This is a genomic window from Xanthomonas sp. (assembly GCF_017163755.1).
GTDB lineage: Bacteria > Pseudomonadota > Gammaproteobacteria > Xanthomonadales > Xanthomonadaceae > Xanthomonas_A.
The window spans coordinates 13693-40428 of sequence record NZ_JAFIWC010000016.1 but is presented as its reverse complement, the minus strand read 5'-3'; the positions used below and the strand labels follow the sequence as shown (position 1 = coordinate 40428).

At 69.6% G+C, this 26736-nt stretch carries 15 protein-coding genes; 1 reads left to right on the top strand and 14 read right to left on the bottom strand.

The features are described from left to right. The first annotated feature begins 9 nt into the window (after window positions 1-9). On the top strand, window positions 10-2601 hold the full coding sequence (gene acnB, locus JR065_RS12010) for a bifunctional aconitate hydratase 2/2-methylisocitrate dehydratase (RefSeq protein WP_206234445.1): 2592 nt from the start codon (window positions 10-12) through the stop codon (window positions 2599-2601). 159 nt (window positions 2602-2760) lie between these two features. Here acnB and JR065_RS12005 read toward each other — a convergent pair whose 3' ends face one another. The 14 genes from JR065_RS12005 to JR065_RS11940 form a co-directional block, all read right to left on the bottom strand. Continuing rightward, window positions 2761-5703 (bottom strand): ligand-binding sensor domain-containing diguanylate cyclase, encoded by a 2943-nt coding sequence (locus JR065_RS12005; RefSeq protein ID WP_206234443.1) that lies wholly within the window; start codon window positions 5701-5703, stop codon window positions 2761-2763. 97 nt (window positions 5704-5800) lie between these two features. Further along, window positions 5801-8434, bottom strand: coding sequence for a sensor domain-containing protein (locus tag JR065_RS12000; protein ID WP_206234442.1), 2634 nt, complete (start codon window positions 8432-8434; stop codon window positions 5801-5803). A 3-nt stretch (window positions 8435-8437) separates the two neighbouring features. After that, the gene (locus tag JR065_RS11995) at window positions 8438-9508 is read right to left on the bottom strand and encodes a protein-glutamate methylesterase/protein-glutamine glutaminase (RefSeq protein WP_206234441.1); all 1071 of its coding nucleotides are present in this window, start codon (window positions 9506-9508) and stop codon (window positions 8438-8440) included. Continuing rightward, window positions 9505-10107 carry a chemoreceptor glutamine deamidase CheD gene (cheD, locus tag JR065_RS11990; protein WP_206234440.1) on the bottom strand — a complete coding sequence of 201 codons (603 nt, stop codon included), beginning with the start codon at window positions 10105-10107 and terminating at the stop codon, window positions 9505-9507. Before cheD ends, JR065_RS11995 begins: the two co-directional genes overlap by 4 nt. After that, the gene (locus tag JR065_RS11985; protein WP_206234439.1) at window positions 10104-10970 is read right to left on the bottom strand and encodes a CheR family methyltransferase; all 867 of its coding nucleotides are present in this window, start codon (window positions 10968-10970) and stop codon (window positions 10104-10106) included. The genes cheD and JR065_RS11985 overlap by 4 nt, the downstream gene beginning before the upstream one ends. Window positions 10971-11097: 127 nt before the next feature. After that, window positions 11098-13347: a methyl-accepting chemotaxis protein gene (locus JR065_RS11980; protein ID WP_206234438.1), complete on the bottom strand. Its 2250-nt coding sequence runs from the start codon at window positions 13345-13347 to the stop codon at window positions 11098-11100. A 50-nt stretch (window positions 13348-13397) separates the two neighbouring features. Continuing rightward, window positions 13398-14051: an MCP four helix bundle domain-containing protein gene (locus tag JR065_RS11975; RefSeq protein ID WP_241093574.1), complete on the bottom strand. Its 654-nt coding sequence runs from the start codon at window positions 14049-14051 to the stop codon at window positions 13398-13400. A gap of 101 nt (window positions 14052-14152) precedes the next feature. Then, window positions 14153-16417: a methyl-accepting chemotaxis protein gene (locus JR065_RS11970; protein ID WP_206234436.1), complete on the bottom strand. Its 2265-nt coding sequence runs from the start codon at window positions 16415-16417 to the stop codon at window positions 14153-14155. A gap of 162 nt (window positions 16418-16579) precedes the next feature. Next, on the bottom strand, window positions 16580-18964 hold the full coding sequence (locus JR065_RS11965) for a methyl-accepting chemotaxis protein (protein WP_206234435.1): 2385 nt from the start codon (window positions 18962-18964) through the stop codon (window positions 16580-16582). 90 nt (window positions 18965-19054) lie between these two features. Further along, a complete protein-coding gene (locus tag JR065_RS11960; protein ID WP_206234434.1) occupies window positions 19055-19435 on the bottom strand; it encodes a hypothetical protein in 381 nt (126 codons plus the stop codon). 181 nt (window positions 19436-19616) lie between these two features. After that, entirely contained in the window at window positions 19617-20108 is a 492-nt protein-coding gene (locus JR065_RS11955) for a chemotaxis protein CheW (RefSeq protein WP_206234433.1), read from the bottom strand. Between the two features lie 176 nt (window positions 20109-20284). After that, window positions 20285-21070, bottom strand: coding sequence for a flagellar brake protein (locus JR065_RS11950; RefSeq protein ID WP_206234432.1), 786 nt, complete (start codon window positions 21068-21070; stop codon window positions 20285-20287). Between the two features lie 36 nt (window positions 21071-21106). Beyond that, window positions 21107-23818, bottom strand: a complete 2712-nt coding sequence (locus JR065_RS11945) for a methyl-accepting chemotaxis protein (protein WP_206234431.1) — start codon at window positions 23816-23818, stop codon at window positions 21107-21109. Window positions 23819-24193: 375 nt separating this feature from the next. After that, window positions 24194-26455: a methyl-accepting chemotaxis protein gene (locus JR065_RS11940; RefSeq protein ID WP_206234429.1), complete on the bottom strand. Its 2262-nt coding sequence runs from the start codon at window positions 26453-26455 to the stop codon at window positions 24194-24196. Window positions 26456-26736 lie beyond the last annotated feature (281 nt).

Here is a 26736-nt window from a genome sequence, read left to right as displayed (position 1 = left end):
GGAGTTGCCATGTTGGAAGCCTACCGCCACCACGAAGCCGAGCGCGCCGCGCTGGGCATCCCGCCGCTGCCGCTGACCGCGCAGCAGACCGCCGAGGTCATCGAGCTGCTGAAGAACCCGCCGGCGGGCGAGGAGGCGTTCCTGGTCGAGCTGCTGAGCCAGCGCGTGCCGGCCGGCGTCGACGACGCCGCCAAGGTCAAGGCCTCGTACCTGGCCGCGGTCGCGCTGGGCAGCGAGCGGTGCGCGCTGATCAGCCGCGAGCGCGCCACCGAACTGCTCGGCACCATGCTCGGCGGCTACAACATCCACCCGCTGATCGAGCTGCTGGACAGCGCGGAGCTGGGCGCGATCGCCGCCGAAGGGCTCAAGCACACGCTGCTGATCTTCGATGCGTTCCACGACGTGCAGGAAAAGGCCGAGGCCGGCAACGCGCACGCCAAGGCGGTGCTGCGCAGCTGGGCCGATGCCGAGTGGTTCACCAGCAAGCCGGAAGTGCCGCAGAGCCTGACCGTCACCGTGTTCAAGGTGCCGGGCGAGACCAACACCGACGACCTGTCGCCGGCGCCGGACGCCACCACGCGCCCGGACATCCCGCTGCACGCGCTGGCGATGCTGAAGAACAAGCGCGACGGCGCGGCGTTCGCGCCGGAGGAGGACGGCAAGCGCGGCCCGATCCAGGCCATCGCCGAGCTCAAGGCCAAGGGCCACCTGGTCGCCTACGTCGGCGACGTGGTCGGCACCGGCTCCAGCCGCAAGTCGGCGACCAACTCGGTGCTGTGGTGGACCGGCGAGGACATCCCGTACATCCCCAACAAGCGTTTCGGCGGCGTGTGCCTGGGTTCGAAGATCGCGCCGATCTTCTACAACACGATGGAAGACGCCGGCGCGCTGCCGATCGAGCTGGACGTGTCGCAGATGGAGCACGGCGACGTGGTCGAGCTGCGTCCGTACGAAGGCAAGGCGCTGAAGAACGGGCAGGTGATCGCCGAATTCGCGATGAAGTCCGACGTGCTGTTCGACGAAGTGCGCGCCGGCGGACGCATCCCGCTGATCGTCGGCCGCGGCCTGACCGCCAAGGCGCGCGAGTTCCTCGGCCTGCCGCCGTCGGACCTGTTCCGCCTGCCGATGGTGCCGCCGGACACCGGCAAGGGCTTCTCGCTGGCGCAGAAGATGGTCGGCCGCGCCTGCGGCCTGGCGGAAGGCCAGGGCATGCGCCCGGGCACCTATTGCGAGCCGAAGATGACCTCGGTGGGCTCGCAGGACACCACCGGGCCGATGACCCGCGACGAGCTGAAGGACCTGGCCTGCCTGGGCTTCTCCGCCGACCTGGTGATGCAGTCGTTCTGCCACACCGCCGCGTACCCGAAGCCGGTCGACGTCAAGACCCACCACACCCTGCCGGAGTTCATCTCCACCCGCGGCGGCGTGTCGCTGCGTCCGGGCGACGGCGTGATCCACAGCTGGCTCAACCGCATGCTGCTGCCGGACACCGTCGGCACCGGCGGCGATTCGCATACGCGCTTCCCGATCGGCATCTCGTTTCCGGCCGGCTCCGGCCTGGTCGCCTTCGCCGCCGCCACCGGCGTCATGCCGCTGGACATGCCGGAAAGCGTGCTGGTGCGTTTCAAGGGACAGATGCAGCCGGGCGTGACCCTGCGCGACCTGGTCAACGCGATCCCGCTGTACGCGATCAAGGACGGCCTGCTGACCGTGGCCAAGCAGGGCAAGAAGAACATCTTCTCCGGACGCATCCTGGAGATCGAGGGCCTGCCGGACCTGAAGGTGGAGCAGGCGTTCGAGCTGTCCGACGCCTCGGCCGAGCGTTCGGCCGCAGGCTGCACGGTGCGCCTGAACAAGGAACCGATCATCGAGTACCTCAACAGCAACATCACCCTGCTGAAGTGGATGATCGCCGAAGGCTATGCCGATGCGCGTTCGCTGGCGCGGCGGATCAAGAAGATGGAGGAGTGGCTGGCCGACCCGCAGCTGCTCGAGCCCGATGCCGATGCCGAGTACGCGGCGGTGATCGAGATCGACCTGGCCGACATCCACGAGCCGATCGTGGCCTGTCCGAACGACCCGGACGACGTGAAGACGCTGTCGGAGGTGTCCGGGGCCAAGATCGACGAGGTGTTCATCGGCTCGTGCATGACCAACATCGGCCACTTCCGCGCGGCGGCCAAGCTGCTGGAAGGCAAGCGCGACATCCCGACCCGGCTGTGGGTCGCGCCGCCGACCAAGATGGACGCCTCCGAGCTGACCAAGGAAGGCCACTACGGCACCTTCGGCGCGGCCGGCGCGCGCATGGAGATGCCCGGCTGCTCGCTGTGCATGGGCAACCAGGCGCAGGCGCGCGAAGGCGCCACGGTGTTCTCCACCTCCACCCGCAACTTCCCCAACCGCCTGGGCCGCAACACCAACGTGTACCTGGGCTCGGCGGAACTGGCGGCGATCTGCTCGCGCCTGGGCCGCATCCCGACCAAGGACGAGTACATGGCCGACGTGGGCGTGATCAAGACCAGTGGCGAGCAGATCTACCGCTACATGAACTTCGATCAGATCCAGGAGTACCAGGACGTGGCCGACACCGTCGCGGCCTGATCGGCATGCATCGGCGATGAAGGAAAAGCCCGGCGCGAGCCGGGCTTTTTCGTTGCCGCCGTCGCGATCGCGGCGCGAGGCACCGGGACGCATCCGCAGACGGTGCCGCGTCGTTGCATCGGCGCGGCGACGGATGCGGCGCCCATCGCCGCGGGCGCATCAAGCCGCAAGCGCCTCGACCCGGTTGCGGCCGTTTTCCTTGGCCCGGTACAGCGCGCGGTCGGCGATGTCGAGCAGGCGTACCGCCGAGCGGTTTTCCGCCGGCCATTTGCTGGCGCAGCCGACGCTGACGGTGACGTACGGCCCGATCGCCGACGGCGCGTGCGCCAGCGCGCAGGCTTCCACCGCGTTGCGCAGCCGCTCGGCCACGCGCTGCGCCTGGTCCGGATCGCAGTTGGGCAGCAACGCCACGAACTCCTCGCCGCCGTAGCGCGCCAGCATGCCGTCGGCGCGGACCTGCGCGTCCATGGCCTGGGCGACCTGGCGCAGGCATTCGTCGCCGGCCAGATGGCCGTAGTGGTCGTTGAACAGCTTGAACTGGTCGATGTCGATCATCAGCGCGCTCAGCGGCTGGCCGCGTTCGGCGGTCTGCGCCCACAACGCCTGCAGGCGCTCTTCGCAGTGGCGACGATTGGCCAGGCCGGTCATCGGATCGCGCTGCGATTGTTCCAGCAGGCGCCGGTTGGCCTGCTCCAGTTCCAGGGTGCGCTTGCGCACCAGCCGGGTCAGCGCGTCGCGGCGGCGGCGCAGGCGGTAGCCGCGTAGGTACCAGCCGCTCAGCAGCGTCGCGACCAACAGCGCCGCACCCAGGCACCAGGCCAGCGGGCGCAGGTACCACGGCGGCGGGACGTCGAACCGCAGCCGCGCCGGCGTGGCCGACCAGTCGCCGCTGTCGCTGCGCGCGATGATCTCCAGCGTGCTCCGGCCCCAGGGCAGCAGCGGAAAGTGCAGGCTGCGCTGCGCGCCGATGTCGATCCAGGGGCCGGGCTGCTGCGGGCGCGACAGCCGGTAGCGGAAACGGGTCTTCTCCGGCGAGCTCAGGTTGATCGCGGCGAAGCGCACTTCGATGTCGCGGTTGCGCTGGTGCAGCGGCAGCGGGTCGGCGAACGGCACGGCGCGGCCGCCGCTGTCGACCGACACGATGCGCACCGGCGGCGCCGCGCGGCGCGTGCCGATCGCGCCCGGATCGATCCGGGCGAAGCCGGAAATCAGCGGAAACCACAGCGCGCCGGCCGCGTCGCGCAGGCAGGCGGGCTGGCCGCCGCCGTTGGTCTCGGCTGGGTCCAGGCCGTCGCTTTCGGAGAAGCCGAGCGCGGTCAGCTCGCTGCTGCCGGCCGCGGCCTTGCGCAGTTCCTCGGCCGGCAGCAGCGAGATGCCGCGGTTGCCGCTGAGCCACAGGCCGCCGCGCGGGTCGGCGACGATGCACGACACCACGTCGTCGAACAGGCCGTGGCTGCGGTCGAAATGGCGCACGCGCCCGTCGGCGATGCGGTTGAGGCCGCCGCCGTAGGTGCCCACCCACAGCGTGCCGTCGGACTGCTCGTGCAACGAACGCACGAAGCGGCTGGACAGGCCGCGCGCGGTGGTCCAGCGCTCGACCACCTGCTGCCTGCGCCAGCGCATCAGGCCTTCGCTGCCGGCCAGCCACAGTCCGCCCTGCTGCGCCGGCTGGATCAGGTTCACGCTGCCGGTCAGCCCGGGTACCGCCTGCGGCTGGCCGGTGCGCCCGTCGTCCCCGACCGGGAGCGCGTACACGCCGTGGCCGGTGCCCACCAGCAACTGGTGCTTGGCCCGGCGGTAGAGCGCGCGGATCGGCAACTGGTCCGGCCACTGCGCGACGAAGCGCACCGCCGCGCCGTTGTGCGCCGCGTCCGCGCCGGCCGTGGCGGCGGACTGCGCCGCGCGCGGAAGATAGCCCAGGCGGCCGTCGATGGTGCCGATCCACAGGCCGCCCTGGTCGTCGCGATGCAGCGACCACACGCACTCGTTGCCGACGCTGCGTTGCAGCGACCAGCGCCGCAGGCGGCCGCTGTTCGCGTCCCAATGCTGCAGGCCGCCGCAGATCGTGCCCAGCCATAGCCCCTTGCCGCCATCGCCGACCACCGGCAATCCGGGCAGGTCCAGTCCGGCCGCCGGATCGTCGAGCAGGCCGATCCGCGACTGCGCCACGCGCAGCAGGCCGCGCGCGTTGCTGCCGATCCACAGGTTGCCGTCGCGGTCGGCGAACAGGCTGCGCGCCAACGCCGAGGCCAGCTGCGGATCCTGCAGCGGCTGCAGCCCCGGGCCGTCGTGGCGGAACAGGCGGCCGTGGACGTCGGCCAGCCACATGCGCTGCGCCGCGTCGCGGCTCAGCGCCTGCACGCCGTTCAACGCCGGGGAGGGCGGCAGCGGCGGCAGCCACGCCTGGCGGCGCGTGTCGTAACGCAGCACGGCCTGGCCGGTGCCGATCCACAGCACGTCGCCGTCGCGATGCAGGCCGGTGACCGTGGCGTCGGCCGCCGCCACCGGCAGGGCGACCGCCTCGCGGCGTCCGCGCCGCATGCGCGACAGGCCGCCGCTGCCGCCCAGGTAGATCCGCCCGTCGCCGCCGGCCGCGGCGGCGGTGTCCAGCACCGCCGGGTCGTGCGCGAGCGTGCGCAGGCCGACCGGATCGACGCGGAACAGCCCGGAACTGCTCAGCACCCACAGCGTGCCGTCGGCGTCGGGCACGAAACCGCGGACCAGGCAGCGACCCTCGCACAGGCCTAGGCGCAGGAAGCGGCCGTCGCGGTACACGCTGACCCCGGCGTCCTCGCTGCCGATCCACAACTGGCCGCGCGCGTCGTACAGCAGCTGCAGGATGCGGTCGCTGGACGGGCCGCCGTCGGCCAGGCTGCGGTAGACGGTGAACTCGCTGCCGTCGAAGCGCGCCAGGCCGCCGAAGGTGCCCAGCCACAGGAAGCCGTCGCGGTCCTGCACGATCGCGTTGACCGAGTTCTGCGGCAGCCCGTCGTCGGTCGAGTAGCGCCGGACCACGTCGCGATACGCAGGCTGCAGCGTCTGCGCATCGAGCGCACCGGTGGACAGCAGCAGGAGCAGGAGCAGCGAAAGGCGGGCCAGCATCGTTATCGGGGTCGGCGACTCTGCATGCGGGCACGCAAATAGCGTGCCGTGGCACAACGACGCAACGCTTGCGTGGGGCGTCCGGCGCATGGGCCGCTCATGCGGAGGCGGGCGCGCGGCCGTCGCGCTCGTCCAGCCAGTGCTCCAGCGCGGTGGCCGGCAGCGCCGGGGAGAACAGGAAGCCCTGCAGCACCTCGCAGCCCAGCTGCGCCAGGAACGCCCGCTGCGCCTCGGTCTCCACGCCCTCGGCGACCACGTGCAGGCCCAGGCTCTCGCCGATGCGCAGCACCGAGGTGGTCAGCGCGCGCGCGGTCTCGCTGTCGGCCAGGTCGCGCACGAAGCTCATGTCCAGCTTCAGTTCGTTGACCGGCAACTGGTGCAGGTGGCTGAGGCTGGAGTAGCCGGTGCCGAAATCGTCCAACGACAGGCGCACGCCGCTGGCCTGCAACTGCCGCAGGTTGGCAAGAACCGCCGGCGCGTTGGACAGCATGACGCTCTCGGTCATTTCCAGCGCCAGGTCGCTGGGCGCCAGCGCGTGCGCGCTGAGCACCTGCGCGACCCGCTCGGGCAGCTGCGCGTCGGCGAAGTTGCTGGCCGACAGGTTGACCGCCACGCGCGGCACCCGTACCCCGCGCACGCGCCAGTCCGACATCTGCCGGCAGGCCTGGCGCAGCACCCAGTGGCCGAGTTCGTCGATCAGTCCGCATTCCTCGGCCATCGGCACGAAGCGCGCCGGGGAGATCTCGCCCAGCTGCGGATGCTGCCAGCGCAGCAGCGCCTCCACCCCGTACAGCGGATACGGCGCCTGGCTCAGCAGCTGCGGCTGGTAGTGCAACTGCAGCTGGTCGCGGCGCAGCGCATCGCGCAGCGCGGTCTCCATCGCCACGCGCTCTTGCGCCATCCGGTTCATGTCCGAGCTGAAGAAGCGGAAGCTGCCGCCGCCTTCGTCCTTGGCCCGGTACATCGCCAGGTCGGCGTGGCGCAGCAGGGTCTCGATGTCGCGGCCGTCGTCGGGGAATATCGCCACGCCGATGCTCGCCGCCGGGTGCAGGGTCATGTGCCCGACCACCAGCGGCTCGGCCAGCGCCAGCAGCAGCCGCTCGGCCACGCCGGCGGCCTGCTCGGCGCCGCACTGCGGCAGCATCAGCACGAACTCGTCGCCGGCCTGGCGTCCGATCAGGTCGGCGGTGCCGAGGGTCTCGCCGAGCCGCCGGGCGATGTCGCGCAGCAGGCCGTCACCGGCCGCGTGGCCCTGGGTCTCGTTGATGCGCTTGAAGCGGTCGATGTCCACGAACAGGATCGCCACCGGCGTGTCGTGGTGCTCGGCGTTGGCCAGCGCCTGCTCGGCGCGGGCGCTGAACATCACCCGGTTGGGCAGCCCGGTCAGCGAATCGTAGAACGCCAGCTGGTGCACGCGCGCCTTGGTCTGCTCGCGCTCCAGCGCCAGCGCGCACAGGTGCAGGCACAGGTCGATCAGCCGCAGGTGCCACGGCTCGGGGTCGCGCGCGCGCTTGTCGCGGTAGTACAGCGCGAAGCTGCCGAGCACGCGGCCGCCGCTGGACTTGATCGGGCTGGCCACGCAGGTGCCCAGGTCCAGGCGCGCGACCAGCTCGCGGTAGTCCTCGAACAGCGGGTCGGTGCGCGGGTCGCGCACCACCACCTGCTTGCTGCGCCAGATCGCGGTGCCGCAGGCGCCGACGTTGGGGCCGATGCGCAGGCCCTCGACCGCTTCGTTGAAGTAGCCGGGCATGCTCGGCGAGGCCAGCGGGCGCAGCCGGCCGTCGCCATCGACGCTGATGATCGAGGCCAGCACCTGCGGGGCGATGCGCTCGACCTCGCGGCAGATCAGCGTGGCCACGTCGACCAGCGGCTGTTCGCGCACCAGCGCCTCGAGCACGTTCTTGTGCAGCACCTCGTGCATCTTGCTGTGGGTGATATCGGTGAACGACAGCACGTAGTGGTGGATGCCGCCGGCCTCGTCGGCGATCGGGTTGGCCACGATCGTCGTCCACAGCGGCGAGCCGTCCTTGCGGTAGACCAGCAGGTCGGCCTGGTGGCCGTGGCCGGCGAGCACGCGTTCGCGGATCTGCTGCACCACCTGCAGGTCGGTGCCGTCGCCGGGCAGCACGCTGCTCGGCAGGCGCCCGCGCACCTCGTCCAGCGCGTAGCCGAACATGCGCACGAAGCCCTCGTTGACGTACTGCGCGTGCAGCAGCGGCGCGCAGACCATGATCGCGTTGTCGCTGCGGTCCAGCGCCAGCGACAGCAGCCGCATCTGCGCGTCGCGTTCGCGCTCGGCGCTGACGTCGCGCACGAAGGCGACGTACAGCGCCTCGCCTTCGCGCCGGGTGTCGGCGGTGGTCACCGCGAGCACGCGCTGGCTGCCGTCCGGATGCTGCAGCAGCAGGTCGTTGCTGGCGCCCTCGCGGGTCCTGACCCGGGCGCGGCAGGCGGCCAGGAACGCCTCGCGCGCGTCCGGCGGCACCAGTTCGCCGACCGGGCGCCCGAGCACCTGCGTCTGGCTCAGGCCCCACAGCATTTCCGCGGCGCGGTTGAAGGCCACGATCCGCCCCTGCGCGTCGATCACCACCACGCCGTCGGGCGCATGCAGCAGGCTGCACGGCAGCGCGCGCTCGGCCTGCTCGTCGTGCAGGCTAGCGTCCGCCGTCGCGGCGACGCTCGCCGCCGCGCCATCGGCGAGCGTGGGCGTGCGGGTGGGCCAGCGCGCCATCGTTCATCGCGCCTGGTTGGACAGCGCGATCAGGCGTTCGGCGATCTTGTCCAGCGGCAGCACGTCCTGCGCCGCGCCCAGCCGGAACGCGCTGCCGGGCATGCCCCAGACTACGCTGGTGGCCTCGTCCTGCACCAGGGTGCTGGCGCCGGACTGCAGCATCTCAAGCAACCCGCGCGCGCCGTCGTCGCCCATGCCGGTCAGGATCGCGCCGATCGCATTGGGCCCGGCGTTGCGCGCCACCGACTGGAACAGCACGTCCACCGCCGGCTTGTGCCGGTTCACCGGCGGGCCGTCGTCGATCTTGCAGCGCCAGCGCGCACCGTCGCGCACCACCTGCAGATGCTTGCCGCCGGGCGGCAGATAGGCGTGCCCGGGCAGGATCGCCTCGCCTTCGCTGGCCTCGCGCACGGCCATCGCCGAATGCCGGTTGAGGCGGTCGGCGAAGGCGGCGCTGAAGCCGGCGGGCAGGTGCTGGGTCATCACCACCGCCGGCGCGTCGGCCGGCATGCCTTCCAGCACCACGCGCAAGGCCTCGGTACCGCCGGCCGACGCGCCGATCGCGATCAGCCGGTCGGTGGTGCGGAACTTCAGCGTGCTGGGCGGCGTGACCGCGACGTTGCCGCCCGGCCTGGGCGCCGCCGGACGGTCCAGCGCGCGCACCTTGGCCTTGGCCGCGGCCTTGACCTTGGCGACGATCTCCTCGGCGTATTCCTCCAGGCCGCGCGCGACGTCGAGCTTGGGCTTGGAGATGAAATCGACCGCGCCCAGCGACAGCGCCTGCAGCGTGGTGTCGGCGCCGCGCTCGGTCAGCGAGGAGATCATGACCACCGGCGTGGGCCGCAGCCGCATCAGGTTCTCCAGGAACGCCAGCCCGTCCATGCGCGGCATTTCCACGTCCAGGGTGATCACGTCCGGATTGAGCCGCTTGATCTTCTCGCGGGCCAGGATCGGGTCGGCGGCCGAGCCGACGACCTCGATGCCGGGGGCGCGCGACAGGATCTCGGTCAGCATCTGCCGCACCACGGCCGAGTCGTCGACGATCAATACGCGGCAAGGTCCTTCGACATTCATTCGAACAGCTCCACTGCGCCGGTGACCGGCGCTTTGGACAGGCGGGCGCGCACCGCGGATTCGGCGGCGGCGACTTCGGCTTCCTCGTGCGCGTGCGGCAGGCGCTGCACGACCACGCGGCCGGTGGTGGGGAAGAACCAGATCTTGCGCGGATGGATGCCGCGCAGGTCCTCGGCGATGACCGGGATGTGCTCGGCCTTCAGGTACGTCAGCACGAACTCGGCGTTGCGGGTGCCCACCGGGTTGTTGGTGAAGCCCTTGAGCACGTTGCCGCCGCCGAACACCTTGGCTTCCAGGCGCCCGCGGCTGGCGCCGCGCTTGAGCAGGTCGTTGATCAGCAATTCCATCGCATAGCTGCCGTAGCGCGCCGGAGCGCCGTCGCCGACCTGACCGTCGGGCAGCATGAAGTGGTTCATGCCGCCGATCTTCAGCAGCGGGTCGCGGATGCACGCGGCCACGCACGAGCCGAGGATCGTGGTCAGCGCGGTGTCGTCGTCCACCACCAGGTACTGGGTCGGCAGCAGCTTGGCCGCCACCGTCTGGAAACGGGTGTCGTGGTAGCGCATCACCTGGTCGGTGACCATCGCTGCGGCACTCATGTGCGGTTCCCGGTGGCGCGCCGGTACAGGGTGCGGCCGCACGGCTGGATCAGGTCGGCCGCGTGCAGGTAGTTCTCCGAGTGGCCGGTATAGAGCATGCCCCGCTCGTCGACGTGCGGGATCAGCCGCGACAGGATGCCGTGCTGGGTGGGCTTGTCGAAGTAGATCATCACGTTGCGGCAGAACAGCGCCAGGTACGGCCCGCTGACATCGTAGCGCGGTTCCAGCAGGTTCAGCTGGCGGAACTCGAGCAGCTCGCGCAGCGCCGGAATCACCCGGCAGTGGCCCTCGTTGGGGCCGCTGCCGCGCTGGAAGTACTTGCGCTTGAGCGCCGGGTCCAGGCTGGCCACGCGGTCCAGGGCGTAGACGCCGCGCGAGGCGGTCGCCAGCACCTGGGTGTCGACGTCGGTGGCCAGGATCCGCACCGGCGGGGTCAGCGTGCCGAACGCCTCGCAGGCGGTGATCGCCAGCGAGTAGGGTTCCTCGCCGGTGGACGCGGCGCAGGACCAGATCTTCAGCGGCGCGGACGCGGCGTGCTTCTGCAGCTCCTCGCGCAGCCGTTCGAAATGGTGCGGCTCGCGGAAGAACGAGGTGAGGTTGGTGGTCAGCGCGTTGGTGAACGCCTCCCACTCGTCGCCGCCGTCGCGTTCCAGCCAGTCCAGGTAGTCGCGGAACGAGCGCAGGCCGAGCGCGCGCAGGCGCCGCGACAGGCGGCCGTAGACCATGTCGCGCTTGGCCGGCGCCAGCGCGATGCCGGCTTTCTGGTAGATCAGGTCGCAGACCCGCTTGAAATCGCGATCGCTGAATTCGAAATCGCGGTTGTCGGAGCCGGGGTGGGGCAGGGAGGACGTTGGAGTGGCCATGGTTCGCAGCGCTGGTCGGTCTATCGGGTTATCGGCGGCCCGGAGTCGAAGTTGACGCCGGCGCGGTGGACGCGCCGATCCCGGTGCCGCTGGCCGGCATCGGATCGGCGCCCTCAGCCGACGCGGTTCAGAATTCCTGCCACTGCTCGTCCGCCGGCTTGCCTGCGGTACGCACCGCGGCCAGACGCGCGACCGGCTTGGCGCGCGGCGCCATGGCGGCCGGACGCGCACGCGGGGGCAGCGTCACCGGGAGCGGCGCCGCGCGCAGCACGGGGCTGTTGCGCGTGTCGAGCTTGAACTCGGCCACCGCCTCGCTGAGCTGCCCGGCCTGCTCTTCCATCGCGCGCGCCGACGCGGTGGCTTCTTCCACCAGCGCGGCGTTCTGCTGGGTGGCCTCGTCCATCTGGGTCACGGTCTGGTTGACCTGTTCGATGCCGGCCGACTGTTCCTGCGAGGCGGCGGAGATCTCGCCCATGATGTCGGTGACGCGCTGCACCGAGGACACGATCTCCTGCATGGTCTGCCCGGCGCGGGCGACCAGCGCCGAGCCTTCGCTGACCCGGTCGACGGATTCGTCGATCAGTCCCTTGATCTCCTTGGCCGCGCCGGCCGAGCGCTGGGCGAGGGTACGCACTTCCGAGGCGACGACGGCGAAGCCGCGGCCCTGTTCGCCGGCACGCGCCGCTTCCACCGCGGCATTCAGCGCCAGGATGTTGGTCTGGAACGCGATGCCGTCGATGACGCTGATGATGTCGGCGATGCGCTTGGACGAGGTCTCGATGCCGCTCATCGTGGTCACCACCTGGCTGACCACATCGCCACCTTGCGAGGCGACGCCGGCGGCGCCGACCGCCAGCTGGTTGGCCTGGCGCGCGTGCTCGGCGTTCTGCTTGACCGTGGAGGTCAGCTCTTCCATCGAGGCGGCGGTCTCTTCCAGGCTGGCGGCCTGCTGTTCGGTGCGCCGCGACAGGTCGTCGTTGCCGGCGGCGATCTCGCTGGCGGCGGCGTTGATGCTGACCGCGGCGGTCTGGATGCGGCCAACGATGGCCGCCAGTTGCCCGGCGGTGGCATTGGCGTCGTCGCGCATCCGCGCGAACACGCCGTGGAACTCGCCGTCCATGCGCGCGGTCAGGTCGCCGGCGGCGATCGCCTGCAGCAATGTGGACAGCTGGCCGAGGTTGCGGTCGCTGACCTCCATCATCACGTTGAGGTTCCGCACCATGGTGCCGAAGTCGTGCTGGAAGCGCCCGGCATCGCCGCGCACGCTGAAATCGCCGAGCGCGGCGGCTTCGGCCAGCTGCTTCACCTGCTGGCTGATCGCCGCCAGGTTGGCCTTGGTCGTGTCCATCGCCTCGGTCAGCACCGCCTTTTCGCCGGGCAGCCGGTCCATGTCCTCGGACAGGTCGCCGACCGCGTAGCGCTGCATGATCTGCACCAGGCGCAGCTTCACCGCCACGTGCGAGGCGACCAGGTCGTTGGTGCCCTTGACCATCTGCCCGTACTCGCCCGGGAACGCGTCCTGGTCCATGCGGTAGCTGATCGTGCCTTCCTCGTGGCGCAGCGCCATCTGCTTCTGCGCGTCGATGACCTCGCGGATGCGCAGGCGCATGTCGAGCATGTCGTCCATCAACAGGCCGACCTCGTCGCGCGAACGCGCCTGCACCGCACTGTCCAGGTCGCCGCCGGCGATGGCCTGCGACAGGCGCCGTGCCACGTCAAGCTGCCGGGTGATGTTGCGCGACAACAGCCAGCCGATCAGGCCGGCGCACAGCACCGCCATCGCCAGCAGCGTCAGGATCAGCACTTTGGTGCGCGACAGCTGCGCATGGGCCACGTCCATTTCGGCGTTGAGCTGGGCGACGTTGTACTCGGTCAAGGCCACGATGCGTTCGAACAGCTCGCGCCGCAGCGGCCGCGACTGGCTGTCGGACACCTTCTGCGCCGCGGCGAGATCGCCGGCGCGCACCGCTTCGCCCATCTTGGTATTGGCCGCCAGGTAGGCGTCGAGCTTTTCCTTGACCCCGGTGTACATCTGCTGCTGTTTCGGCTCGATCGCCACCTTCTCGAAGATCGCCTGGTTCTTGGTCACTTCCGCGCGCACCTTCTGCATGCGCTTGAAGTAGTCGGCCACCGCTTCGGGCTCGTTGATCCGCGCCAGCTGCGCCAGTTCGTAGGTGCGGAACTCGCCGAGCTGGGCGCGCACTTCCGCCAGTGACTGCGTGGCCGGCACCCAGTCGTGCTCGATGCGGGTGAATTCGGCGATCGATTCGCTGGTGCGCGAATAGGTGAACGCGCCCAGCACCACGGTCAGCAACGTGATCAGCGCGAAGGCGGCGATCAGCTTGTCGCGGATTTTCATCTGGCTAAAGACATTCATGATTTTTCTTCTTGAAGACGGCTGAGCAGCCAGGAAGGCGACGCGGTGGTTCAATCGATGGCGGCGAGGCGTCCGCCGCCGGCGGAGCCAAGGTCGTGCTGTCCGTGCAGGCGGGTGAGCACGACCAGGTCGGCGAACAGCGCGCGGCGCTGCGGCAGCGCCTGGCGCACCGAAAGCAGGCGCGCGGCGTCGATGTCTCCGGCGTGCACCGCCGCAGCGAGTTGCTCGTGGGTATGCAGGTAGAGGTCCAGCTTGCGCCGCACTTCGATGAAGGCACGGCGTTCGACGCCCGTGGGCTGGCTGGACGCGTAGATCGCAAGTTGCTTGTTCGCCGCGACCAGCGCGGTGGCGATGCGGCGGTCGTAGTCGGCCATGGCCGCCGGATCGCCGAACTCGGCGAGCTGGGCCAGCTCGTAGACCCGCAGTTCCGCCAGTTGCGCATGCAGTTCGCGCAGCGCCATCGCCTCGGGCGCCTGCCGCGTCTGCAGGTAATGCAGGCGCTGGCTGGACGCGTCGATGTCACGGGTCGCCAGCGGCGCGATGAGCAGCAGCAGTACGCCACCGGCCGCACACAGCAGCGAGGCTCTCAGTGCGGACGTCAGATCGGTATAGCGTGCCATGGCGAACTCCTTGGGCAGCGGGTGCGACGTGTGGCGGCGGTGCGCTGCAACGTCTACATCTGGAGTATCGACCGGGCTTGGCATTCACTTGAGCGGCATGTATGGCGAAGCGGTGACGGCGCCATTGCCGCATTGCGACATGGCGGCCCGGGCGCGATCCGTCGCGCCGCGGGCCGGTCTTGCGTTCAGAATTCGGACCAGTCCGCTTCCACCGCCTGCGCACGTGCCGGCGCGGGCTTGATCTGGGCCTTGCGTGCAGGCGCCGCGGCGATGCGGGCCGGCCTGGTGGGTGCTGGCTTGGCCGACCCGGGGTGCGGGGCAGGCGCCTGCAGGCCGCGTTGCGCCTGCAGGCGGAACACCGCGGCGGCCTGGCTGAGCTTCTGCGCCTCGGCTTCCATCGCGCGTGCCGATGCGGTGGCTTCTTCCACCAGCGCGGCGTTCTGCTGGGTCGCTTCGTCCATCTGGGTCACGGTCTGGTTGACCTGCTCGATGCCGGCGTACTGTTCCTGCGAGGCGGCGGAGATCTCGCCCATGATGTCGGTGACGCGCTGCACCGAGGACACGATCTCCTGCATGGTCTGCCCGGCGCGGGCGACCAGCGCCGAGCCTTCGCTGACCCGGTCGACGGATTCGTCGATCAGTCCCTTGATCTCCTTGGCCGCACCGGCCGAGCGCTGGGCGAGGGTACGGACCTCGCTGGCGACGACGGCGAAGCCGCGGCCCTGTTCGCCGGCGCGCGCGGCTTCCACCGCGGCGTTGAGCGCCAGGATGTTGGTCTGGAAGGCGATGCCGTCGATCACCGAGATGATGTCGGCGATGCGCCTGGACGAGGTCTCGATACCGCTCATCGTGGTCACCACCTGGCTGACCACCTCGCCGCCCTGCGAGGCGACGCCGGCGGCGCCGACCGCCAGCTGGTTGGCCTGGCGCGCGTGTTCGGCGTTCTGCTTGACCGTGGAGGTCAGTTCCTCCATCGAGGCGGCGGTTTCTTCCAGGCTGGCGGCCTGCTGTTCGGTACGCCGCGACAGGTCGTCGTTGCCGGCGGCGATTTCGCTGGCCGCGTCGTTGATCGCGGCGGCCGCCTGCTGGATCCCGCCGACGATGCCGGCCAGCTGGTCGGCGGTGGCATTGGCGTCGTCGCGCATCCGCGCGAACACGCCATGGAACTCGCCGTCCATGCGCGCGGTCAGGTCGCCGGCGGCGATCGCCTGCAGCAGGGTGGACAGCTTGCCGAGGTTGCGGTCGCTGACCTCCATCATCGCGTTGAGGTCCTGCACCATCAGCCGGAAATCGTGCTGGAAATGCGCCGCATCGCCGCGTGCGCTGAAGTCGCCGTTGGCCGCGGCCTGGGCCAGGCGCTTGATCTCGGTATTGATCGCCAGCAGGCTGCGCTTGGCCGCGTCCATCGACTCGTGCAGCACCGCGCGGCTGCCGGGCAGGCGCCGTGCGTCGCGCTGCAGGTTGCCGACGGCGTATTCGTTGAGCACCTCGATCGCATCGACGATGGCATCCAGGTGCTCGAACATCATCGTGTTGATGCCCTTGGCCAGTTCGCCGTAGACGCCGGGGAAGTCCTCCGGCAGGCGGTGCGACATGTCCTTGTCGGCATGCAGTTCGGCCATCTTGCCGGTCTCGGCGGAGAAGCGCTCCAGCATCTGGATCATCTCGCCGGTGGCGCGCAGCATCTGCCCGGTCTCGTCGCGGCCCGGGTTGTCGATGCGCACGCTCAGGTCGCCGCGCGACACCGCGCGGATCGCCTGCAGGGTGCGCCCCACCGGCACCAGCACGGAACTGCCGATCAGCCAGTTGATGCCGAAGGTGAGCAGCACCAGCACCGCGCCGACCAGGGTCATCACTCCGGTGAAGGCCAGCGCCTGCGCCTGCACGTCGTCCATGTACACGCCGGTGCCGACCACCCAGCCCCACGGCGCGAACGGCGCGTTGTAGGACACCTTCTCCACCGGATCCGGGCTGCCGGGCTTGGCCCACTGGTAGCTGACATAGCCGCCGCCGGCCTTGGCCACGTCGGCGAACATACGGAAGATCGGCTGCCCGTCGGGGCTGAGGGTCTGGCCGAGGTCCTTGCCGACCAGGTCCTGGCGCAGCGGGTGCATCAGCATGGTGGGCTGCATGTCGTGCACGTAGAAGTAGTCCACGCCATCGCTGGCGCGCATCGCCTTGATCGTGCCGAGCGCCATGCGCTGCGCATCGGCCAGCGGCAGCTGGCCCGCGTCCACCTTGGCCGCGTAGTCGCGCGCCACGCCCAGCGCCAGTTCGATCTGGCTCTTCAGCGCCTTCTCGCGGCTGTTGCGGATGTCCAGGTACTGCATGCGTGCGGCGATCACCGCCAGCAGGACGATACCGGCGCCCAGCAGCACGGTCTGCCAGACGAACTTCCGCCGCAGCGGCAGATCGGACAAACGCGCAACCACTCTCGAGAAATATGACATTGTCTAGCTCCCCTCCCTAATCCCTGAGTCCTTATCGGCCTGGCGGCGGCAAGGTTGAGCGGGGCGGGGCGGGGGCACGATCGCAAAAGAAAAACCCCGGTGCCTGCGCACCGGGGGGGCCTGTCGTGCTGTCGGCAGCGGCGCCCTCGGGCGCCGCGCCGGTCAGAACTCCTGCCAGTCCGATTCGGCCAGCGCCGGTTCGGTCTTCTTGCCGCGCGGGGCGGCGGCGACCGGCTTGCGCGCGGCGACCGGCGCCTTGCCGGCCGCGGCACGGATCGGGTGCACCTGCGCCAGCGGCGGCGCCGCCGGGGCGTGAACCTCGCCTTGCTCCAGGCGGAAGATCGACACCGCTTCGGCCAGTTGCCCGGCCTGCTCCTCCATCGAGCGCGCCGCGGCGGTGGCTTCCTCCACCAGCGCGGCGTTCTGCTGGGTGGTCTCGTCCATCTGGGTCACGGTCTGGTTGACCTGCTCGATGCCCGCGGACTGCTCCTGCGAGGCCGCCGCGATCTCGGACATGATGTCGGTGACGCGCTGCACCGAGGCGACGATCTCGCCCATGGTCTGGCCGGCCTGGCGCACCAGCGCCGAGCCGTCGGACACCTGGTTCACCGAGGCGTCGATCAGGCCCTTGATCTCCTTGGCGGCGCTGGCCGAGCGCTGGGCCAGGGTGCGAACTTCCGAGGCGACCACGGCGAAGCCGCGGCCCTGTTCGCCGGCGCGCGCCGCTTCCACCGCGGCATTCAAGGCCAGGATGTTGGTCTGGAAGGCGATGCCGTCGATCACCGAGATGATGTCGGCGATCTTCTTCGACGAGGCCTCGATGCCGCTCATCGTGGTGACCACGCGGCTGACCACCTCGCCGCCCTGCGAGGCGACCGTGGCCGCGCCGACCGCCAACTGGTTGGCCTGGCGCGCGTGTTCGGCGTTCTGCTTGACCGTGGAGGTCAGCTCTTCCATCGACGCGGCGGTCTCTTCCAGGTTCGCCGCCTGCTGTTCGGTGCGGCGAGACAGGTCGTCGTTGCCGCTGGCGATCTCGCCGGCGGCGGCATTGATCGCGCTGGCGGCGCCCTGGATGCGGCCGACGATGCCGGCCAGCTGCTCGGCAGTGGCATTGGCGTCGTCGCGCATCCGCGCGAACACGCCGTGGAAGTCGCCGTGCATGCGTGCGGTCAGGTCGCCGTGCGACAGCGCGTTCAGCAGTTGCGAGACCTGCTCGATGCTGTCGCCGTTGGCCAGCAGCAGGCTGTTGAGCTGTTGCGCCAGCTGCAGGAAGAAGCCCTGCTTGCCTTCGGTGGCGATGCGGCCGCTCAGGTCGCCGGCGGCCGCGGCCTGGACGATCTTGGCCACTTCCTCCTCGACCTGCGCCTCGACGGTGCGGTCGCGCGATTCGCAGACGAAGCCGACATGGCTGCCGTGCGCGTCGCGGATGCTGGATACGATCTGGGCGATGCGGGCGTGGCCGTACGCCATCTCGCGCTCGGCCACGCCCTGCTTCTCGATCGCGGCCACGGTGCGGGCGTCGATCTGGTTGCCGTATTCGAGCACCGCCAGCGACGAGCCGACCAGCGGCATGCTGGAGTCGAACGCCGGGGCCACGCGGTGGATCTGCTCGGCGTACTTGTCGACGATGCCCTGCATCGACGGGTTCGCATAGACGATGGTGTAGTCCAGGTCGGCGATGAACATGCCGGTGGAGGAGTTGTCCAGCGCGGTGCGGATGCGCAGGTTCTCGGCGGCGACCGCCGCGTCGCGCTCGGTGCGCTCGCGCAGATCCTGCTGCATGCGCTTGAGCGCCTGCATCAGCTCGCCGATCTCGTCCTTGGCGCTGGCGTCGATATGGCCGTCGAGCTTGCCGCCGGCGACCTCGTTGGCGACCTTGACCGCGCTGCCCACGTGGTTGCGCAGCATGCGCCCGAACAGCCAGGCCAGGCCGACCGCGCCGGTCGCGCCGAGCAGCACGCACACCACCAGGATCAGCGTCGCGCGGACGTAGCTGCCGTTGGCGGTCGCCGCGGCCAGGCGCGCCTGGCGATCGTTCTCGGCGGTCAGGTCGATCACGTCCTGCACCACCTTGTTGTGCAGCGTGCGGGTCTCGCCGGTGAAGGTGTCGATCGCGTCGTCGATCAGATCCAGCTGCTGCATCTCTTCGACCGAGGCGTAGGATGCGCTGACCTTCTTCCAGTCGGCGGCGATGCGCTCGTAGATCTGCCGTTCCTGCGGACTGCCGATCAGCTTCGGATAGTCCTTGATGATCTGGTCCATCTCCTTCTTCAACGCGAGCTTGCGCGTCTCCGATTCCTTCTTCACCGCATCGCTGCTGCGGATCAGGCTCTGGTAGGCCGCATTGCGGTACTCGCCGAGGATCCCGCGCATCTCGCCGTTGATGCGGACGCTGGGCACCACCTTGGTCGAGACGCTGTCGGCCACGCCGTTGATCGAGCGCAGTCCCGCGTAGCCCATTCCTCCCTGGATCAGCATCAGGGTCAACACCAGGCCGAACGCCAGCATCAGCTTCGGCATCAGCCTCAAGTTCTTTATCCACTGCATGAACGCAATCCCCTTGGTTCGATAACGGCGGCAAAAAAAAAGCGTCGTTGCGCCGGCGATCCGATCGCCCGCGCAACGACGCCTGCAGTGTTACTTGATGGTGGCCAGCTTCAGGCTGGACGGTGCGCTCACCTGGATCTCGGCGCGCGAGCTGTCGCGCTCGATCTTGCCCAGCACGCAGACGTCCTTGCCTTCCAGCGATTCGGGCGCGAAGCCGAACTTGCCGCGGTCGGCGCCGGCGATGCGCGCGGAAAAGGTGTGGCGCGGGAACATGCCGCCCATGTACAGGAAGGTCGGCTCGCCTTCCGAGTTCTGCGCGTACTTGGCCTTCTCGACCTTGCCGCAGACCATGCCGTCCTTGCCGACGAAGCGCGAGGCCATTTCCGGCGGGATCATCTGCTGCGACTGGGCGAAGGCGGCCGGGGCGGCGGCGACGAGCAACACGAGCAGCAGGGGGAACGAAGGCTTCATGGGGGTTGGTACTCCATAGGGTGGTCGGAAGGGATCGGCCCATTGCTTCCGTCGGGCCACCCTTCAGGTATCGGCCCCGTTCAGGCGAACTTTATCCGGCTAAATGATAAGCAGTTCGCATTTTCCAACTAAAAACCCGCCGGCAAGCGGCGGGTTCGGTAGTGCGGCCGGACGAACGGGCTCAGGCGGCCTGGTCGACGTGGGCCTGCTGGCTCAGGTCGGCGCTGTCGAGCAGCGTCTCGATATCGAGCAGGATCAGCATCTTGTCGTCATGGGTGCCGATGCCGGAGATGAAGCGGGTGTCCACCGCGGCGCCGAACTCGGGCGTCGGCAGGATCTGGTCGTCGTTCAGCGGCATCACGTCCGAGACGCTGTCCACGACGATGCCGACCACGCGGTCCTCGACGTTGAGCACGATCATCACGGTGAAGGCGTCGTAGCGCGCTTCCTTCAGGCGCAGCTTCAGGCGCAGGTCGATCACCGGCACGATGGTGCCGCGCAGGTTGATCACGCCCTTGATGTATTCCGGCGCGTCCGGCACCCGGGTCACCGAGTCGTAGCCGCGGATTTCCTGGACCTTGAGGATGTCGACGCCGTAGTGCTCTTCGCCGAGGGTGAAGCTGAGGAATTCGCCGCCGGTGGCACCGGAGGCGGAGGTGTGCTTTTCGTTCATCGTGTGCTCCTGGTGCGCACGGAATTGCGGAGGGATGGCGGGAAGCGGGAATGCGGCTCTTGCACTAGATCGGCGTGGCGGGGCAGAACTTTAGCGGTCCCGCCGTCTCGACCTGCCTGGTGTATTCGATGCAAGCGACATGGCCTGCAGGAGCGGCGAGGGCAGGTTGAAGCGCATCAAGAGAGCACGCCGCTCTTGCGGGCGCTGCGCTGGCGTTCGATGCGGAAGATGTAGCGCTGGATCGCCGCGTCGGCGCCGCGCGGCAGCTCGGCGAAGTGCATGCCCACGCGCAAGGCATCCTGGCCGTTGGCCAGCTTCTGCGGGAACAGGTTGCACACGTGCAGGGTGAGGGCGATCGCGTCGGCGTCGGGCAACTGCAGCACGCAGCGCGGATAGCTCTGGCGCACCGTCGGCAGCGGTTGTCCCGGCATCAGCGCCACCGCCAGGCCGCCGCCGCTGATGTCGATGACCCGCAGCGCCAGTTCGGTGGGCGGCGGGCCGTCGTCCAGGCGCAGCACGCAGATCGGCGGTTCGGTGATCGGGGTCTCCAGCCGGTAATGCTCGCGGCGCTGCAGGTAGTACAGCGACTCGGGCAGCGGCGCACGGAAGCCGGGCACGCCATCGATCTCGACCCGCTCGACGCGTTCCACGCGGAAGCGCAGGCGCACATTGTCCAGCTGGGCGAAGCACAGCAGGTGCCCGGCGTGCTCGGCGGCGCGGTTGCTGGCCTCGTTGACGCTCAGGTCCAGCAGCAGCCAGTCGCCATCGCCGTCCAGCTCCAGCACCGCGGTGGAGAACGATTGGTCGCGTCCGCCCAGGTGCGCGCTGACCTGCGAGCGCTGGTTCTTCAGCGACTGCAGCAACTGGCGGATCTGCCGGTGGTTGGTCAGCAGGAAACGGTCGTCGTCCTGCGCTTCCTCGTGCCGGGACGGTTCGGACTCGCTGGAGGTGGCTTGGGCCATGGGCGACGGATCGGTTGGCGGATAGGGTGGGTGCGGCTACAGCACCCGTCTCAGGACCCTATCGGCCGCCGCGGTGCTTTTTGTAGGCCGACGCGGTGCCGCACCATGGACCCCTGGGGCGGCGGTGCCAGGTTCGAGCCGGAACGAGGCCACCGCCTGCGCCAGTTCGCCCGCCTGTTGCTCCATCGCGCGCGCCGACGCCGTGGCTTCTTCCACCAGCGCGGCGTTCTGCTGGGTCGCTTCGTCCATCTGGGTCACGGTCTGGTTGACCTGCTCGATGCCGGCGTACTGTTCCTGCGAGGCGGCGGAGATCTCGCCCATGATGTCGGTGACCCGTTGTACCGACGAGACGATCTCCTGCATGGTCTGCCCGGCACGGGCGACCAGCGCCGAGCCCTCGCTGACCCGGCCCACCGATTCGTCGATCAGGCCCTTGATCTCCTTGGCCGCGCCGGCCGAGCGCTGGGCCAGGGTACGCACTTCCGAGGCGACGACGGCGAAGCCGCGGCCCTGTTCGCCGGCACGCGCGGCTTCCACCGCGGCGTTGAGCGCCAGGATGTTGGTCTGGAAGGCGATGCCGTCGATGACGCTGATGATGTCGGCGATGCGCTTGGACGAAGCCTCGATGCCGCTCATGGTGGTCACCACCTGGCTGACCACCTCGCCGCCCTGCGAGGCGACGCCGGCGGCGCCGACCGCCAGCTGGTTGGCCTGGCGCGCGTGTTCGGCGTTCTGCTTGACCGTGGAGGTCAGCTCTTCCATCGAGGCGGCGGTCTCTTCCAGGCTGGCGGCCTGCTGCTCGGTGCGCCGCGACAGGTCGTCGTTGCCGGCGGCGATCTCGCTGGCCGCGTCGTTGATCGCGGTGGCCGCCTGCTGGATTCCGCCGACGATGCCGGCCAACTGCTCGGCAGTGGCGTTGGCGTGCTCCTTCATCTGCGCATACACGCCTTGCAGCTCGGCGTCGATGCGGGTGGCCAGGTCGCCGTCGGCCAGTGCCTGCAACATGTGCTGGATATGCCCAAGCCCCTGGTTGCTCGCTTCGAGCAGGGCGTTGATCTGTTCGGCCAGCAGGCGCAGGAAGCCCTGCTTGTCGTCCAGGCGCACGCGCCCGGACAGGTCGCCGGCGGCCGCGTTGCGGACGATGCCGGCGATTTCCTCTTCCACCGCGACTTCCTCGGTGCGATCGGACCATTCGACGACGAAGCCCTGGCGCGTGCCGTCCTCGCCCAGCACCGGGTTGACGATCAGCTGCATGGTATGGCCGCCGACGCGGATCTGCGCGCGGTGCGTGCCTTGCAACTGCGCCAGCAGCCTGGCCTGGTGCTCCGGATGGCGGTGGAACAGGTCGATGCTGCCGCCGATCAGCGCCTGCGCGTCGAAGTTGGGCAGGTCGCGGCGCAGATCGTCCTGCGCCTCGCCGAGCATCTTCAACAACGGGCGGTTGACGTAGACGATGCGGCGCTCGGCGTCGGCGATCATCACGTTGGTGCTGACGTCGTCCAGCGCGGTCCGCACGCGCAGGTTCTCGGCGGCGACGATGCGCTCGCTGTGCAGCCGCGTGCGCAGGTCGTCGCGCATGCGGCGTACGCCGCGCAGCAGGCGGCCGATGTCGTCCTGGCGCGTGCCCACGTCGATGTGCCCATCCAGGCGTCCGTCGCCGATGTCGGCGACCGCCGCCTCGACCGTGGCCAGCGGTCGCGAGACCATGCGCCGGGCCAGCACGAACACCAGCGTCGCGCAGCCGGCGAGCATCAGCAGCGAGAACAGCAGGATGTCGCGCATCAGCACGCGCAGCGGCGCATCGATGCTGCTGCGCGGCTGCACGCCGAGCAGCGCCCATTGCCACGGTGCGTACGCCTGCACGCTGACCAGCGACGGTTCCAGCCGCTCGCCGCGCTTGAAGCGCAGCGTCGCGCTGCCGCGCTTGCCGTCGAGCAGGGCCTGCAGTTGCGGCAGGTCGTCTTCGGCGACCAGCGCCTGCAGCGTGGCGGCTCCCGCGTCCGGATGCGCCAGCAGGCGGCCGCGGCGCTCGCCGGCGGCCATGTCCACGGCGACGAAATAGCCGTGCGTACCGATGCGCGTGCTGCGCAGGCGCTCCTTCAGCGCGGCCAGGCCCTGGGTGTAGTTGCGGCCGACGAACAAGGCGCCGACCAGCGCGCCGGAGGCGTCGCGCAGCGGCTGGTAGTGGGTCATGTAGTCGCTGCCGAACAGGTGCGCCGGACCGGTGTAGCTCTTGTCCTGCATCAGCAACGCGTAGGCCGGATGCTTGTGGTCCAGGCGGGTGCCGATGGCGCGCGCGCCGCTCTGGTCGTGCAGCGAGGTGCTGACCCGCACCAGGTCCTCGCCCATGCGCACGAACACCGTGGCCACGCCGTCGCTGGCCTGGGCGAAGCGGTCGACCGCGGCGAAATCCAGGTTCAGCGGCTGTCCGCCCAGGCGCAGCGAAGGTGTATCGAATTCGCCGACCCGGACCGTCTGCTTGGCGTCCAGTTCGGCCCCGGCCGGCAGCATCGTCTCGAACAGCCGCGCCAGCCGCTGCGTCTCCTCGGTCAGCACGCGGTCGTACATGGCCACCGACTGTTGCATCAGTGCCGTGGATGCGTCCGCGTCGCGCGCGGCCTGCGACTCGTAGCTGGCCGCCGATTCGCGGTAGATCAGCGCCGCCAGCAGGGCCAGCGCCAGCGCCACGCCGGCGGTCAGCAGCACGGAAAGTTGGGTGCCGATGGAAAGACGGCCGAGCTTGTTCATGGGGTGCCTGCGATGGAGGGAAATGCCGGCGTTAAAAACGCGTGATGGACTTATCGGCGACGCGCAGGGGAAGTTGACGATGCAGTTCGCAGTTTCGTCGATCTGCCGTAGACAGATTCGGGAATGCGCGCAGAGCACACGTGGGTTCGGCTGCGCAGTGGAGCGACAAAGGGACCCTTGCGGCGGGGAGTCGCGGTTCGGGGCGATCCTGGGTCTGCCGGGTTGGGGGATGGCGACAGGGCGGGCGTTTAGCGCGTGAACACGAAAACAACGATTGTCGGTGCATCGCGTCGTGATGTGGCCGGGCGGCACAAACGGCATCGGCCGCGGATCTGCTCCGCGGCCGATGCTGGCTACCTCATGGGCATGGCGCGGTCAGAACTCGTGCCACTGCGATTCGGCCACCGCGGCGTTGCCGTGGCTGGCGTGCGCCGGCTGCGGCTTGCGCTTGGGTGCCGAGGTCGTGGCACCGGCCGGCGCGCGCTTGGGCTGGGCCTTGAACGCCGGGGCAGGACGGACCTGCTGCGAGGGCGCGGCGTGGGCGCCGTCGATCTTGAACAGGGCGACGGTCTCGGTCAGCTGCCCGGCCTGTTCTTCCATCGACCGCGCCGCGGCGGTGGCTTCTTCCACCAGCGCGGCGTTCTGCTGGGTGGCCTCGTCCATCTGGGTCACGGTCTGGTTGACCTGCTCGATGCCGGCGTACTGTTCCTGCGAGGCGGCGGAGATCTCGCCCATGATGTCGGTGACCCGTTGTACCGACGAGACGATCTCCTGCATGGTCTGCCCGGCACGGGCGACCAGCGCCGAGCCCTCGCTGACCCGGCCCACCGATTCGTCGATCAGGCCCTTGATCTCCTTGGCCGCGCCGGCCGAGCGCTGGGCCAGGGTACGCACTTCCGAGGCGACGACGGCGAAGCCGCGGCCCTGTTCGCCGGCACGCGCGGCTTCCACCGCGGCGTTGAGCGCCAGGATGTTGGTCTGGAAGGCGATGCCGTCGATCACCGAGATGATGTCGGCGATGCGCCTGGACGAAGCCTCGATGCCGCTCATGGTGGTCACCACCTGGCTGACCACCTCGCCACCCTGCGAGGCGACGCCGGCGGCGCCGACCGCCAGCTGGTTGGCCTGGCGCGCGTGCTCGGCGTTCTGCTTGACCGTGGAGGTCAGCTCCTCCATCGAGGCGGCGGTTTCCTCCAGGCTGGCGGCCTGCTGTTCGGTGCGCCGCGACAGGTCGTCGTTGCCGGCGGCGATCTCGGTGGAGGCGGCGTTGATGCTGATCGCGGCGGTCTGGATGCGGCCGACGATCCCGGCCAGCTGCTCGGCGGTGGCGTTGGCGTCGTCGCGCATCCGCGCGAATACGCCGTGGAACTCGCCGTGCATGCGCGCGGTCAGGTCGCCAGCGGCAATCGCCTGCAGCAGTTTGGACAAGGCCTCCAGGTTGGTGTCGGCGGTGGTCATCAGCGTGTTGAGGCTGGCGACCATGGTGCGGAACTCGTACTGGAAGCGCTCGGCATCGCCGCGCACGCTGAAGTCGCCGGCGGCCGCGGCCGCGGCCAGCTGGCCGATCTGGCCGTTCATCGCGGTCAGGTTCTGCTTGACCGTGTCCATGGTCTCGGTCAGCACCGCCTTTTCGCCGGGCAGGCGGTCCATGTCCTCGCTGAAGTCGCCGATCGCGTAGCGGCCCATGATCTGCGCCAGGCGCATCTTCACTGCGATATGCGAGCCGGCCAGCGCATTGCTGTCGTGGACCATGCGGCCGTAGTCGCCCGGGAACGCCGACTCGTCCATCCGGTAGCTGATCTGGCCGGCGTCGTGGCGGCGCGCCATCTCCAGCTGCGCGGCGAGCACCGCCTGCAACTGCGCCTGCATCCGCTTCATGCTGGCGAGCAGGCGGCCGGTCTCGTCGCGGGCGTCGTTGCGGATCTCGTCGTCGAGCGTGCCGGCGGCGATGTTCTCGGCCACGCGGGTGGCCAGGCTCAGCGGCTGGGTCAGGCTGCGGGTGATCAGCCACGCCAGCACGATGCTGATGAGCACCACCGCGACGCCGCCGGCGATCAGTACGTTGCGGCCGGTCGCCATCGCCGCCACGGCCGCCGCGTAGGCGTCCTGGCTCTGCTTGCGCTGCAACGCGACGTTGGCGCGAATGGCGTCCTGCCAGCTGTCCATCGCCGGGCCGGCTTCGCTGATCAGCAGCGCCTGCGCCTCGGCATTCTGGTTGTTCTTGGAAAGCTCCATGACCTGGTCGTTCAGCCCCCGCGCCTTTTCGCGGCGCTGGTCGAGCGTGTCGCGGATCTTCTGGCCCTCGGCATTGGTCGCGATCGCATACAGCGCCTCGCGGTTGTCGCTGTAGCGCTTGCGCTGCTCGGCGATGGTGGCCAGCGCCTTCTGGTTGTCCTCGGGCGTGGTGACGATGGTGGAATTGCGCAGCGCGATGGCGATGCCGGAGTTCGCGTCCAGCATCTCGCTGGACAGACGGATCTTCTCCATGTTGGTCTTGACGATGCCGTCGAGCTGCTTGCGGGCACTGGACATCGAAGTGAGGCCTGCGGCGACCAGCAGGACGGACAACAGGATCAACAGGCCGAAGGCCGCCGCGAGGCGATGGCCGACGTTGTAGCGTTGCAGTAGTGCATTCATGGCTGAATTCCAGTGGGCCCAGGGGCGTGGGATTTGGCTGATGGGACGGGTGCTCGAGTGCGGGTTGCAGCGTCCTTGCTGGAGGCCTGCCATGGCCGGTACTACGATCGGGACGGGTTTCTCGACCGCCGCCGCTTTTGTGGGTAAACGTGGGCTGTAGCGATCCGGACCGGTTTGCCGGATGCCAAGCGCCGCCGCTTCCAGGCGCGGTGCGCGCAGCTGCGGACGGAGCCGGGCCATTGCGCAAGCGCCAGCGGCGCCTGCGCGGGCGTCCGGCATGC

Excerpts from the sequence above, each read along its gene's own strand:
- acnB (WP_206234445.1), top strand. The coding sequence starts at position 10 with ATGTTGGAAGCCTACCGCCACCACGAAGCCGAGCGCGCCGCGCTGGGC.
- JR065_RS11940 (WP_206234429.1), bottom strand. The coding sequence starts at position 26,455 with ATGAATGCACTACTGCAACGCTACAACGTCGGCCATCGCCTCGCGGCG.
- JR065_RS11985 (WP_206234439.1), bottom strand. The coding sequence starts at position 10,970 with ATGGCCACTCCAACGTCCTCCCTGCCCCACCCCGGCTCCGACAACCGC.
- JR065_RS11945 (WP_206234431.1), bottom strand. The coding sequence starts at position 23,818 with ATGAACAAGCTCGGCCGTCTTTCCATCGGCACCCAACTTTCCGTGCTG.
- JR065_RS12005 (WP_206234443.1), bottom strand. The coding sequence starts at position 5,703 with ATGCTGGCCCGCCTTTCGCTGCTCCTGCTCCTGCTGCTGTCCACCGGT.
- JR065_RS12000 (WP_206234442.1), bottom strand. The coding sequence starts at position 8,434 with ATGGCGCGCTGGCCCACCCGCACGCCCACGCTCGCCGATGGCGCGGCG.
- JR065_RS11955 (WP_206234433.1), bottom strand. The coding sequence starts at position 20,108 with ATGAACGAAAAGCACACCTCCGCCTCCGGTGCCACCGGCGGCGAATTC.
- JR065_RS11950 (WP_206234432.1), bottom strand. The coding sequence starts at position 21,070 with ATGGCCCAAGCCACCTCCAGCGAGTCCGAACCGTCCCGGCACGAGGAA.
- JR065_RS11995 (WP_206234441.1), bottom strand. The coding sequence starts at position 9,508 with ATGAATGTCGAAGGACCTTGCCGCGTATTGATCGTCGACGACTCGGCC.
- JR065_RS11975 (WP_241093574.1), bottom strand. The coding sequence starts at position 14,051 with ATGCCAAGCCCGGTCGATACTCCAGATGTAGACGTTGCAGCGCACCGC.
- JR065_RS11980 (WP_206234438.1), bottom strand. The coding sequence starts at position 13,347 with ATGAATGTCTTTAGCCAGATGAAAATCCGCGACAAGCTGATCGCCGCC.
- JR065_RS11970 (WP_206234436.1), bottom strand. The coding sequence starts at position 16,417 with ATGTCATATTTCTCGAGAGTGGTTGCGCGTTTGTCCGATCTGCCGCTG.
- JR065_RS11965 (WP_206234435.1), bottom strand. The coding sequence starts at position 18,964 with ATGCAGTGGATAAAGAACTTGAGGCTGATGCCGAAGCTGATGCTGGCG.
- JR065_RS11960 (WP_206234434.1), bottom strand. The coding sequence starts at position 19,435 with ATGAAGCCTTCGTTCCCCCTGCTGCTCGTGTTGCTCGTCGCCGCCGCC.
- cheD (WP_206234440.1), bottom strand. The coding sequence starts at position 10,107 with ATGAGTGCCGCAGCGATGGTCACCGACCAGGTGATGCGCTACCACGAC.